The sequence below is a fragment of the Streptomyces aurantiacus genome, from assembly GCF_001418335.1.
GTDB lineage: Bacteria > Actinomycetota > Actinomycetes > Streptomycetales > Streptomycetaceae > Streptomyces > Streptomyces aurantiacus.
In genome coordinates this window covers 1-11936 of the sequence record NZ_LIPP01000370.1, presented here as the reverse complement: position 1 = coordinate 11936, position 11936 = coordinate 1, and the positions used below count along the sequence as shown (strand labels likewise).

Genomic DNA, 11936 nt, shown 5'->3' with positions numbered 1-11936 from the left:
GCCCCCGCCGGACGGCCCTCCCACCCATGTGGCCCGGCAAATATGCGCTATGTGCGCTCTGCACCGATATTGGGCGCAAAGGTACCGGCTCCGGCGGAGCCGCAGCGCACCGATGAGGAGGCACTCCATGCGTGGAGCCACGCACGCCAGATGGGTCGTATGCGCGACGGCGGGGGCCCTCGCCGCGACGGCCTGTGGGGGAGGCGGGGACGGCGACAGCGGCGGCGGTGGCGACGGCTCCGGGGTTCTCAGTTCCTCGTGGGGCGACCCGCAGAACCCGCTGGAGCCGGCCAACACCAACGAGGTGCAGGGCGGCAAGGTGCTCGACATGCTCTTCCGCGGTCTCAAGCGCTACGACCCCAAGTCGGGCGAGGCCAAGGACATGCTCGCCGAGAAGATCGAGACTTCGGACTCGCGGAACTTCACCGTCACCGTCAAGAAGGACTGGACGTTCAGCAACGGCGAGGTCGTCACCGCCAAGTCGTTCGTGGACGCCTGGAACTACGGCGCGAGCCTCAAGAACAACCAGAAGAACGCGTACTTCTTCGGGTACATCGACGGCTACGACAAGGTCCACCCGGAGGACGGCGGCAAGCAGACGGCCGACACCCTCTCCGGTCTCAAGGTCACCGGCGACCACACCTTCACGATCAAGCTCAACCAGAAGTTCTCGACCTTCCCCGACACCCTCGGCTACGCCGCCTTCGCGCCGCTTCCCAAGGCCTTCTTCGACGACCACGCGGGCTGGCTGAAGAAGCCGGTCGGCAACGGCCCGTACACCGTCGACTCGTACGCCAAGGGGTCGGCGCTGAAGATGCGCAAGTGGGACAAGTACCCGGGGGAGGACAAGGCGGAGAACGGCGGCGTCGACCTCAAGGTCTACACCGACAACAACACCGCCTACACGGACCTGATGGCCGGCAACCTCGACCTCGTCGACGACGTGCCCGCCTCCCAGCTCAAGAACGCCAAGAGCGACCTCGGCGACCGGTACATCAACACGCCCGCCGGCATCATCCAGACCCTCGCCTTCCCGTTCTACGACAAGAAGTGGAACAAGAAGGGGATGGAGAAGGTCCGTACCGGCCTGTCCAAGGCCATCAACCGCAAGCAGATCACCGAGACCATCTTCCAGAAGACGCGGACCCCCGCCACCGACTGGACCTCGCCCGTCCTCGGCGAGGCCGGCGGCTTCAAGGAGGGGCTGTGCGGTGACGCCTGCGACTACGACCCCGCAGGGGCCAAGAAGCTGATCAAGGAGGGCGGCGGGCTGCCCGGCGGCCAGGTCAAGATCTCGTACAACGCGGACACCGGCTCCCACAAGGAGTGGGTGGACGCCCTCTGCAACTCCGTCAACAACGCGCTGGACAACGACAAGGCCTGCGTCGGCAACCCGGTCGGCACCTTCGCCGACTTCCGCAGCCAGATCACCCAGTCCAAGATGTCGGGCCCCTTCCGGGCCGGCTGGCAGATGGACTACCCGCTGATCCAGAACTTCCTGCAGCCGCTGTACTACACCAACGCCTCGTCCAACGACGGCAAGTGGACCAGTAAGAAGTTCGACGACCTCGTCGACAAGGCCAACGCGGAGACCGACCAGGCCAAGGCCGTCGACCTGTTCCAGCAGGCCGAGGAGGTCCTGCGGGACGACATGGGCGCCATCCCGCTCTGGTACCAGAACGGCAGCGCCGGCTACTCGGACCGGATCTCGAACGTGGCGCTGAACCCGTTCAGCGTGCCCGTCTACAACGAGATCAAGGTCAGCTGACACCCGCGGGGGCACCCACCCGCCGACAGGGGGCGGGTGCCCCCGGTGAGTGCCCCCGCCTACCTCCGGAGCCCCCATGGGACGGTATGTGATCCGGCGTCTGCTGCAGATGATCCCGGTCTTCATCGGCGCCACCCTGTTGATCTTCCTGATGGTGAACGTGATGGGCGACCCCGTCGCGGGCCTGTGCGGCGACCGGCAGTGCGACCCCGCGACAGCGGCCCAGCTGCGCAAGGAGTTCGGCCTCGACAAGCCCGTGTGGCAGCAGTACGCGACCTACATGGGCAACGTCTTCACCGGCGACTTCGGCACCGCGTTCAACGGGCAGAAGGTCACCGAGCTGATGTCGACCGCCTTCCCGGTCACCATCCGGCTCACCGTCGTCGCGATCCTCTTCGAGATCGTCATCGGCATCCTGCTGGGCGTCGTCACCGGACTGCGCCGCGGCCGGCCCGTCGACACCGGCGTCCTGCTGGTCACCCTCGTCGTCATCTCGGTGCCGACCTTCGTCACCGGTCTGCTGCTCCAGCTGCTGCTCGGCGTCAAGTGGGGCTGGATCAGCCCGTCCGTCTCCTCGGAGGCACCCTTCGACGAGCTGATCGTGCCGGGCCTGGTGCTCGCGTCCGTCTCCCTCGCCTACGTGACCCGGCTGACCCGGACGTCCATCGCCGAGAACCGGCGTGCCGACTACGTCCGTACGGCCGTCGCCAAGGGCCTGCCACGGCGCCGCGTCATCACCCGGCACCTGCTGCGCAACTCGCTGATCCCGGTCGTCACCTTCATCGGCACCGACATCGGCGCGCTGATGGGCGGCGCGATCGTCACCGAGCGGATCTTCAACATCCACGGCGTCGGCTTCCAGCTCTACCAGGGCATCCTGCGCCAGAACACCCAGACCGTCGTCGGCTTCGTGACCGTCCTCGTCCTCGTCTTCCTGGTGGCCAACCTGCTGGTCGACCTGCTGTACGCCGTACTCGACCCGAGGATCCGCTATGCCTGAGCCGCCCGTGCCACCCGAGCAGCCCACACCGCCGCAGCGGCCCCTGCGCTCCATGCCGCCGGGGCCGCACCTGTCCGGCGGAGGCCGCGCCCCCGAGGACGGCGCCATCGCCGCGACGGGCATGGGAGGCGCGATGGACCTCGCCACGGAGGAGGGCGCCTCGCTGGGGAAGCCGCCGGGCCCCGACGCGGGCGGCCCGCAGGACAGACCCCGCTCCCTCTGGTCCGACGCCTGGCGCGACCTGCGCCGCAACCCCGTCTTCATCGTCTCGGCGCTCGTCATCCTCTTCCTGGTCGTCATCTCCCTGTGGCCCTCGGCGATCGCCTCCGGCAACCCCCTCAAGTGCGACCTCGCCAAGTCCCAGGAGGGCTCCCAGCCGGGACACCCCTTCGGCTTCAACGGCCAGGGCTGCGACGTCTACACCCGTACGGTGTACGGGGCCCGGGTCTCCGTCACCGTCGGCGTGTGCGCCACGCTCGGGGTGTCGATCCTCGGCTCGGTGCTCGGCGGACTCGCCGGGTTCTTCGGCGGGGTGTGGGACGCGATCCTCTCCCGTATCACCGACGTCTTCTTCGCGATCCCCGTCGTCCTCGGCGGTCTGGTGCTGCTGTCCGTCGTCACCAGCTCCACGGTCTGGCCGGTGATCGGCTTCATGGTGCTGCTCGGCTGGCCGCAGATCTCCCGTATCGCCCGCGGTTCCGTCATCACCACCAGGCAGCACGACTACGTCCAGGCCGCCCGCGCGCTGGGCGCCTCCAACTCCCGGATGCTGCTGCGGCACATCACGCCCAACGCGATCGCCCCGGTCATCGTCGTGGCGACCATCGCGCTCGGTACGTACATCTCGCTGGAGGCGACCCTCTCGTTCCTCGGTGTCGGGCTGAAGCCGCCCACGGTGAGCTGGGGCATCGACATCTCCTCGGCGTCCCAGTACATCCGCACGGCGCCGCACGCCCTGCTGTGGCCGGCCGGGGCGCTGGCCGTCACCGTCCTCGCGTTCATCATGCTCGGCGACGCGGTGCGCGACGCCCTCGACCCGAAGCTGAGGTGAGTGACGTGCTGCTCGAAGTGCGCGACCTGCACGTGGAGTTCCGGACCCGGGACGGGGTCGCCAACGCCGTCAACGGCGTCACCTACAGCGTGGACGAGGGCGAGACCCTCGCCGTGCTCGGCGAGTCCGGCTCCGGCAAGTCCGTGACCGCGCAGGCCGTGATGGGCATCCTCGACACCCCGCCCGGGAAGATCACCGCGGGCGAGATCCTCTTCCGTGGCCAGGACCTGCTGAAGTTCAAGGAGGAGGAACGGCGCAAGGTCCGCGGCGCCCAGATGGCGATGATCTTCCAGGACGCGCTGTCGTCCCTGAACCCGGTGCTCAGCGTCGGCGCCCAGCTCGGCGAGATGTTCACGGTCCACCGCGGCATGTCCAGGAAGGACGCGAAGGCGAAGGCCGTCGAACTGATGGACCGGGTACGCATCCCGGGCGCCGCCTCCCGCGTCGGCGACTACCCCCACCAGTTCTCCGGCGGTATGCGCCAGCGCATCATGATCGCGATGGCGCTGGCCCTCGAACCGGCCCTGATCATCGCCGACGAACCCACCACCGCCCTCGACGTCACCGTCCAGGCCCAGGTCATGGACCTGCTCGCCGAGCTCCAGCGCGAGCTCGACATGGGCCTCATCCTCATCACCCACGACCTCGGCGTGGTCGCGGACGTCGCCGACCGGATCGCCGTGATGTACGCGGGCCGGATCGTCGAGTCCGCCCAGGTCCACGACATCTACAAGGCCCCGGCCCACCCGTACACGAAGGGCCTCCTGGAGTCGATCCCCCGGCTCGACCAGAAGGGCAAGGAGCTCTACGCGATCAAGGGCCTGCCGCCGAACCTGCTGCACATCCCACCGGGCTGCGCCTTCAACCCCCGCTGCCCCATGGCCCAGGACGTCTGCCGCACCGACGTACCGCCGCTGTACGAGGTGACCGGCGCCGGCCCGGACCGCAGGAGCGCCTGCCACTTCTGGAGGGAGTGCCTCGATGGCTGAGATGAACGCCCCGGGCGGCGAGCCGATTCTGCGGGTGCGCGGCCTCGTCAAGTACTACCCGCTCACCCAGGGCATTCTGTTCCGCAAACAGGTGGGCGCGGTCAAGGCGGTCGACGGCGTCGACTTCGACCTCGGCGCCGGGGAAACCCTCGGCATCGTCGGCGAGTCCGGCTGCGGCAAGTCGACGGTCGCCAGGATGCTGGTCAACCTGGAACGGCCGACCGCGGGCGAGATCCGGTACAAGGGCGAGGACATCACCAGGCTGTCGGGCCGCGCCCTGAAGGCCGTACGCCGCAACATCCAGATGGTCTTCCAGGACCCGTACACCTCGCTCAACCCCCGGATGACCGTCGGCGACATCATCGGAGAGCCGTACGAGATCCATCCCGAGGTCGCGCCGAAGGGCGACCGGCGTCGGCAGGTCCAGGACCTGCTGGACGTGGTCGGACTCAACCCGGAGTACATCAACCGCTATCCGCACCAGTTCTCCGGCGGCCAGCGCCAGCGCATCGGCATCGCGCGCGGACTCGCCCTGCGCCCCGAGATCATCGTCGCGGACGAGCCGGTGTCGGCCCTCGACGTGTCCGTACAGGCGCAGGTGATCAACCTGATGGACAGACTCCAGAGCGAGTTCCACCTCTCGTACGTCTTCATCGCGCACGACCTGTCCATCGTGCGGCACATCTCCGACCGGGTCGGTGTGATGTACCTCGGCCGGATCGTCGAGACAGGCAGGGACGCCGAGATCTACGACCATCCGACGCACCCCTACACACAGGCGCTGCTGTCCGCCGTGCCGGTCCCCGACCCGGAGGCCCGTGAGCACCGGGAGCGGATCATCCTCTACGGCGACGTGCCCTCACCGGCGCACATCCCCTCGGGCTGCCGCTTCCGCACCCGCTGCTGGAAGGCCCGGGAGCGCTGCGCCCTTGAGGTCCCGCTGCTCGCGGTACCGGCGGAGTTCCGTTACGAGTCCGGACCCGCCGCACACGACTCGGCCTGCCACTTCGCGGAGGAGAAGCAGGTCGTTCCTCCGGAGGAGCCACCGGAGGAACGGCCGGAGGAGCGGCCAGAGGAACGGAAATAGGATGACAAATGCGTGCCAACTTCGTTAACACGCAGGCAACTTGGCCGACCCGGCTCCGATATACGGACGCGTCAGTCTGTGCAGCGTACGGCCGTGCGGGTGCCGTAGACCGGCCGGGGGCGCCATGTCTCCCGGCCGGTCGCCATTTCCAGTCGATCACGCGCCCGCGGTGCTACGACAGTCCGAGTGACCGCTTGAGGAAGTCCACCTGGAGCAGCAGCAGGTTCTCGGCGACCTGCTCCTGCGGGGTCATGTGCGTGACCCCGGACAGCGGCAGCACCTCGTGCGGTCGGCCCGCGGCCAGCAGCGCGGAGGACAGCCGCAGGGAGTGCGCGACCACCACGTTGTCGTCGGCGAGACCGTGCACGATCATCATCGGCCGGGCCGGTTCGACGGCTCCCACGAGGCCGTTGTCGTCGATGAGCGAGTTCGCGGCGTACACCTCGGGCTGCCGGTTCGGATCACCCAGGTACCGCTCCGTGTAGTGGGTGTCGTAGAGCCGCTGGTCGGTGACGGGCGCGCCCACCACGCCCGCGTGGAAGACGTCGGGGCGGCGCAGCACGGCGAGCCCTGCGAGATACCCGCCGAAGGACCAGCCGCGGATCGCCACCCGGGTGAGGTCCAGCGGGAAGCGCTCGGCGAGTGCCTGGAGCGCGTGGACCTGGTCGTCGAGGACGACCGCCGCCAGATCGTCCTTGACCGCCTTCTCCCAGGCAGGCGAGCGGCCCGGCATCCCGCGCCCGTCCGCCACGACGACGGCGAACCCCTGGTCGGCGAACCACTGGGGCGTGAGATACGCGTTGTGCGCGGCCAGCACACGCTGCCCATGCGGCCCGCCGTACGGGTCCATCAATACCGGCAGAGGACCGTCGGTGTAATCGGTGGGAAGCACAACGGCGCACGGCACCCGGCGCTCACCCGCTTCCGTGAGGTGCACGCGCGGGCTCATTCGGGGGTGCTCGGCGTACGAGGCCACGGTCACCGCCGCCGTTCCGCCCCCGGCCCGGCCGCTCCCTGACTCCCGCCGGTCGCCGTCGCGCACCACCTGGACCTGGGCGCCCGGTCGGTCGGGCACGGCCGACACGAGCACGGTCACACCGCCGGCGCGTACCGCCGAGTGGACGCCGGGCTCCTGTGAAATCCGCTCCACGCCCAGGTCGTTGACCCGGTAGACGTGGATTTCCCCGGTTTCCACGGCGGCAGCGGCGGTGCCGGCCGACGCGGAGACCAGCACGTCGTCGTCCGACACGTCCAGTACGGCGCGTACGTGCAACTGGGGTCCGGTCAAGGGTCGTTCGCCGACCGCCAGCACGCGCGCCCCGCCCTCGTCGGCGATCCGTACGAGCTGTCCGCTCGGGCTCCAGCTGGGCACACCAGGGAAAAGATCAAGCCATTGTGGATCTTCGTCCGCGTGGACCATCCGGGTCGCCCCGGTGTCCGGGTCGACGGCCAGATAGAGCTGGCTCGCCTGGTCCCGGGCCTGCACGAGCAGGAGCGGGGCGCCGGCCGCCGACCAGTGCACTCGCGCCAGATAGGGGTAGCGCGCCCGGTCCCACACGACCTCCGTGCGCCCCCCGTCCAGGCCGACCACGAAGAGCCGTACGTCCGCATTGTCCGTTCCCGCCGCCGGGTACGCGACCTGCTGCGGCTCCCGTTCGGGATGCGCGGGATCGGAGATCCACCAACGGCGTACGGGGGCGTCGTCGGCCCGTGCGACCAGCAGCCGGTCGGACTCCGGGGACCACCAGAAACCGCGCGAACGGTCCATCTCCTCGGCCGCGACGAACTCGGCGAGCCCGTAGGTGACCGTGTCCGACCGGTCCGGCTCGGGCTCCGCGAGGGCCCTGTCGTCCTCGCCCTCGGCGCCCACGACACGCAGGGCGCCCCCGGCGACGTACGCGACGAGCCGTCCGTCGGGGGACGGGCGGGGGTCGAGGACCGGACCGCGAACCCCCAGCTCACGTGCCGTGCCGGCCCTCAGCTCGGCGGTGAAGAGCCGCCCCGACAGGGCGAAGGCCGCCAACTCCACGGCCGCGTCCGTGGCATAGCCGACGATGCCCGCGCCCCCCTCGCGGCTGCGCTCGCGCCGGGCCCGTTCCGCCGCCGGGAGCCGCTCCGAGGACCCGCCGAGCAGCGCCCCCGGGTCGGCGGCCTGCCGCTCCTTGCCGGTCGCCACGTCGAGGACCCACAGCTGGTTCGCCCGGTCGGTACCGGAGGAAGAGCGCAGAAACGTGACACGTGAACCGTCGGGCGCCACGGTGAACGCACGGGGCGCGCCGAGGGTGAAGCGCAGCGTGCGCGCCTGCCGGCGTGGGAAGGAGAGAGGCTCGGTCGTCATGCCCCGACCATATTGGCCATGCGCCCCCTTGTGCGGCCGTGCGCCGATCAATGCGCGCGCACGAATAGTTATGATCACTAGCGCTGTGTGGGTATCAACCTGCTGGTTGCTGTACGGATTCGCTACCCCGTTGTTCGACTTTTGTTCGACCCCGCCCCCGTGTCCCTGGGAACCTTGGAGGTGAGCCGCCGTGGCACTTTCGATTTCGGCGGTGGTGCTACTGGCAGTCATCGTCTTCATCCTGATCAGGAAGTCAGGATTGAAGGGGCCGCACGCCATCGTCTGTGTCCTGTTCGGCTTCTACCTGGCCAGCTCGACGATGGCGCCGACCATCAGCGACCTGACCACGAACATCGCAGGCATGATCGGGGACATCAAGTTCTGACTCCCCGCCGGACGGCGGGCTCCGCGCCGCGGGAGGCCGGGGCCCGCCGTCCGGCGTCCCGCGGCCGGTACTCCGGCTCCTTCGCGGTGGGCGCAACGGACTCTGGCGGCCCGTCGGGCGACATCATCAGCGATCTACTTCCAGACCGTGGCGATGGTTGCCTGCCGTACCTCGTCATCGTCCGACGGCCAGAAGGAGACGGTCCATGGCCTGCCGGCATGCCGCGCTGGTTCTCCCAGGGCATAGCCCACCGGCTCGACTTCCCCGGAACGACAGGCCCAGTTGGCGCGCTGACCGTCAATGACAAAGGTGGCGCCTCCGAGCGACATGCACCGGAGCATGGCGTCCGGGCGACGCGGGTCGCGCAGTTCCAGGGCCCAGGGAGTACGGACGTGGATGTATTCGGCGCCGCTGAGGTCAGGATCGGGGTCGCGGACGATCCGGATCTCTTGATCCCATGGCGACGTCAGGCAGTCGGCGCTGCCGTGCCGGGGGTCGGGCCAGCAGGACTTGTAGATCACGCTGCCCTCTGCAAAGCAGGTCAGCGTCTCGGGGTCAGAACTCAGGCTCCCCACGTTGCATTCACCAGGTGAGCGTCCCGCGATCCGGTACTCGGCGGCGAGTGTGCCGTCGGGGTGCCGGAGATGCATCACTCGTACGTCGGTGCGGGTGACGGGGGGAGGCTTTCCGTCTGCCGTGACCATGCGGATGACGCCGTCGGCCGCTCCGGTAAGGAGAGTCGTCGCCAATCCGGTGAGAACAGCTGTCGTTACACCGATGGTCCAGAACAACAACGGCCGCGGGCGTGGCGGATGGACGCGTACTGGACGGTGTCGACGCGGTGGGGCAGGCACCCGGTCAGCTTGCCTCCCACGCGCGAGGACGCAGGCGGGGACAACGGTGATTCACACGTCAGGGTTATCTCTCAGCCCTTCGACGCGTGTGGCATGAAGGCGGCCCAAGTGGTAAGCGAGAAGGCCAGGTGGGGACCGGCCGTGTCCTTGGAGTCGCGGACGTGGATGGTGCCGGGGGTGGTGGCGAGTTCGACGCAGGAGTCACCATCGGGGTCGCTGCTGTAGCTGCTCTTGAACCACGTCAGGTTGGATGCGTGCTCGGGTGTTTGCAGCAGGCCGCTGATGTTGCTGCACTCGTACACCCCGATCTCGACCGCCTTCGCCTCCATCAGCGCCAAGTCCCGTACCTTCTTCGGGTACCGGACCTTCTTCACGTCCTCCTTCATCGCTGAGAGCAACCCACCCGCCCCCAACACCTCGTCCGCCTTGTCCAGGTACTCGGGCTGGGGGATGCGCTTCCCGCCCTCGATCTTGTAGACCATGTCCTCGCCGTACCCGACGGCCACCCCGAAGTCGGCGGCCCGCATCCCCACCGCCTCGCGCCGCAGCTTCAGTTGCCGACCCACGGTGGCGACCACCGCCACGCCCCAGTCGTCGTCCGGGTCGACCTCCCAACCCGGCTCGTCCGCCCCGGTCTTGAGCCGTCCCTCGCCACTGTCCGCGTACATAGCTCACCTCTCCGCTCATCCAATTCACCGCACAAGGCCTGAGCGCCAACCGCCGAGCCCTGGCGCTCTGGAGGAGCCTGGTGGACGTGGACCTTCCCTTCTACAAGTCATCGCTGTCGGAAGAAATCCGCGACGGGCGTGACCAGGAACGCGCGGAAGCTCGCATCCAGGCCGCCGCTGAGAACATCCTGATCGTTCTCGACGCGCGCGGCTTCGTTGGACCCGGCGAAATTCGCGAACGCGTCACAGCCTGCGACGACCCCGAGCTCATGCGTCACTGGCTCGCCCGCGCCGCCACCGTCTCCTCCGCTGACGAGATCTTCTCGGAAGCAGACGCCTGACCGACCCGAAGCAGACGCCCGGCCCGGATGGGCGGGCGTCTGATCGGGGGTGTACGGGTGCCTCGTAGGGTGGGGTCATGACCGAACCACCTTCCTTCGGTGTCCAGCCGGAGGGACCACCCTCGCGCTCGGCCGGGCGGCTGCTCCTCGTGCACGCGCATCCGGACGACGAGGTGATCAACAACGGCGCGACCATGGCCCGGTACGCGGCCATGGGCGTCGAGGTCACGCTCGTGACCTGCACACTGGGCGAACAGGGCGAGGTCATCCCGCCCGAGCTCGCCCATCTGTCGGGCGAGGAACTCGGTGAGCACCGCCTGGCGGAGCTGGCCGAGGCCATGCGCGTGCTGGGCGTGCGGGACGCGCGTTCCCTCGGTGGCGTCGGCCGGTACCAGGACTCCGGGATGATGGGCCTCCCGGAGAACGACAACCCGCGCTGCTTCTGGCGGGCGGACGTCGACGAGGCCGCCGCGGACCTGGTCCGCGTGATCCGCGAGGTGCGCCCCCAGGTGCTCGTCACCTACGACCCGAACGGCGGCTACGGCCACCCGGACCACATCCAGGCCCACCGCGTCGCCATGCGGGCCGCCGACCTGGCGGCCGAGCCGGAATTCCGGACGGATCTCGACCATGACCTCAGCCTCGGCGAACCGTGGGCGATCGCAAAGATCTACTGGAACCGCGTACCGCGTTCCGTCGCCGAAGAAGGCTTCGCCCGGCTGAAGGGCGTACTCGAAGAACTGCCGTTTCCCGCCTCCGCCGAGGTCGACGACGTGCCGGGCGTGGTGGACGACTCCGTGATCACCACGGAGATCGACGGCACCGCCCAGGCCGCCGCCAAGGCCGCCGCGATGCGGGCCCACGCCACCCAGATCGAGGTCGCCGAACCGTGGTTCGCCCTCTCCAACCGGCTCGCACAGCCCCTCTTCCTCATGGAGTACTACGAGTTGGTGAGCGGCGAGCACACCGGAGCCGTACGAGAGAGCGGCACGGCACGTGAGACCGACCTGTTCGCAGGAGTTGCAGGAGTTGCAGGAATTGCAGGCATTACCGAGGGCGGTAACCGATGAACGTGGCGGACAAGTCGAACGCCGGCAGCATGCTCGCCCAGCCCCTGAGACCGCCCTCGGCCGTCCGGATCGTCGCCCACGTGGGACTCTTCGTGCTCGGCGCCGTCGTCGCGGTGGCCGGCGCGCTGATCCAGCCGGGCTGGTTCCCGGGCGGGCTGCTGCTCGCGCTGGCCGGCGCGGGCGGGCTGTTCCTGGGGGGATCGCGGGCGACCGGAAACCGGGCCGGGGCGGTCACACCCGCGGCCGGCTGGATGCTCGCCGTCATCCTGCTCACCGCCAGCCGCCCGGAAGGCGACTTCCTCTTCGCCGCGGGAGCCGGCTCGTACCTCTTCCTGCTCGGCGGGATGGCTGTCGCTGTGATGTGTGCCACCCTTGGCCAAGGGTG

At 69.1% G+C, this 11936-nt stretch carries 12 protein-coding genes and 1 pseudogene; 9 read left to right on the top strand and 4 right to left on the bottom strand.

All coding sequences use genetic code 11. The features are described from left to right. The first annotated feature begins 127 nt into the window (after positions 1 to 127). The 5 genes from AOK01_RS35535 to AOK01_RS35515 all read left to right on the top strand — a co-directional run bounded on the left by AOK01_RS35535 (position 128) and on the right by AOK01_RS35515 (position 5895). Positions 128 to 1768: a peptide ABC transporter substrate-binding protein gene (locus AOK01_RS35535; protein ID WP_055519013.1), complete on the top strand. Its 1641-nt coding sequence runs from the start codon at positions 128 to 130 to the stop codon at positions 1766 to 1768. Between the two features lie 76 nt (positions 1769 to 1844). Further along, a complete protein-coding gene (locus AOK01_RS35530) occupies positions 1845 to 2768 on the top strand; it encodes an ABC transporter permease (RefSeq protein ID WP_055519012.1) in 924 nt (307 codons plus the stop codon). Positions 2769 to 2820: 52 nt separating this feature from the next. Next, positions 2821 to 3819 (top strand): ABC transporter permease, encoded by a 999-nt coding sequence (locus AOK01_RS35525; protein ID WP_055519009.1) that lies wholly within the window; start codon positions 2821 to 2823, stop codon positions 3817 to 3819. Positions 3820 to 3824: 5 nt separating this feature from the next. Then, entirely contained in the window at positions 3825 to 4808 is a 984-nt protein-coding gene (locus AOK01_RS35520) for an ABC transporter ATP-binding protein (RefSeq protein WP_055519014.1), read from the top strand. Next, entirely contained in the window at positions 4801 to 5895 is a 1095-nt protein-coding gene (locus AOK01_RS35515) for an ABC transporter ATP-binding protein (protein ID WP_055519007.1), read from the top strand. The genes AOK01_RS35520 and AOK01_RS35515 overlap by 8 nt, the downstream gene beginning before the upstream one ends. A gap of 172 nt (positions 5896 to 6067) precedes the next feature. Here AOK01_RS35515 and AOK01_RS35510 read toward each other — a convergent pair whose 3' ends face one another. Then, on the bottom strand, positions 6068 to 8233 hold the full coding sequence (locus AOK01_RS35510) for a S9 family peptidase (protein ID WP_055519006.1): 2166 nt from the start codon (positions 8231 to 8233) through the stop codon (positions 6068 to 6070). 190 nt (positions 8234 to 8423) lie between these two features. Between AOK01_RS35510 and AOK01_RS35505 the strand changes: the two genes are divergently transcribed. Next, the gene (locus tag AOK01_RS35505; RefSeq protein ID WP_055519004.1) at positions 8424 to 8618 is read left to right on the top strand and encodes a hypothetical protein; all 195 of its coding nucleotides are present in this window, start codon (positions 8424 to 8426) and stop codon (positions 8616 to 8618) included. Between the two features lie 134 nt (positions 8619 to 8752). Here the strand turns inward: AOK01_RS35505 and AOK01_RS35500 are convergent, their stop codons facing one another. The 3 genes and pseudogenes from AOK01_RS35500 to AOK01_RS35495 form a co-directional block, all read right to left on the bottom strand. Further along, on the bottom strand, positions 8753 to 9367 hold the full coding sequence (locus AOK01_RS35500; RefSeq protein WP_157871627.1) for a hypothetical protein: 615 nt from the start codon (positions 9365 to 9367) through the stop codon (positions 8753 to 8755). A 176-nt stretch (positions 9368 to 9543) separates the two neighbouring features. Next, positions 9544 to 9717, bottom strand: a complete 174-nt coding sequence (locus AOK01_RS45760; RefSeq protein WP_245702555.1) for a DUF397 domain-containing protein — start codon at positions 9715 to 9717, stop codon at positions 9544 to 9546. Positions 9718 to 9719: 2 nt separating this feature from the next. After that, a pseudogene (locus tag AOK01_RS35495) lies at positions 9720 to 10140 on the bottom strand (helix-turn-helix domain-containing protein); the annotation flags it as partial. A gap of 86 nt (positions 10141 to 10226) precedes the next feature. On the opposite strand from AOK01_RS35495, the gene AOK01_RS35490 reads away from it, so the two are divergent. From AOK01_RS35490 to AOK01_RS35480, 3 genes are all read left to right on the top strand, one after another. Continuing rightward, positions 10227 to 10481, top strand: coding sequence for a hypothetical protein (locus AOK01_RS35490; protein WP_245702554.1), 255 nt, complete (start codon positions 10227 to 10229; stop codon positions 10479 to 10481). A 77-nt stretch (positions 10482 to 10558) separates the two neighbouring features. Further along, complete coding sequence (gene mshB / locus AOK01_RS35485; RefSeq protein ID WP_055518995.1) at positions 10559 to 11551, top strand: N-acetyl-1-D-myo-inositol-2-amino-2-deoxy-alpha-D-glucopyranoside deacetylase; 993 nt, start codon at positions 10559 to 10561, stop codon at positions 11549 to 11551. Continuing rightward, positions 11548 to 11936: DUF6113 family protein (locus AOK01_RS35480; RefSeq protein WP_055518994.1), on the top strand; the 389-nt coding region annotated here is incomplete at its 3' end. The genes mshB and AOK01_RS35480, both read left to right, overlap by 4 nt.

Coding starts and splice junctions, on each gene's coding strand:
- AOK01_RS35515 (WP_055519007.1), top strand. CDS start 4,801: ATGGCTGAGATGAACGCCCCGGGCGGCGAGCCGATTCTGCGGGTGCGC.
- AOK01_RS35510 (WP_055519006.1), bottom strand. CDS start 8,233: ATGACGACCGAGCCTCTCTCCTTCCCACGCCGGCAGGCGCGCACGCTG.
- mshB (WP_055518995.1), top strand. CDS start 10,559: ATGACCGAACCACCTTCCTTCGGTGTCCAGCCGGAGGGACCACCCTCG.
- AOK01_RS35535 (WP_055519013.1), top strand. CDS start 128: ATGCGTGGAGCCACGCACGCCAGATGGGTCGTATGCGCGACGGCGGGG.
- AOK01_RS35530 (WP_055519012.1), top strand. CDS start 1,845: ATGGGACGGTATGTGATCCGGCGTCTGCTGCAGATGATCCCGGTCTTC.
- AOK01_RS35525 (WP_055519009.1), top strand. CDS start 2,821: ATGCCGCCGGGGCCGCACCTGTCCGGCGGAGGCCGCGCCCCCGAGGAC.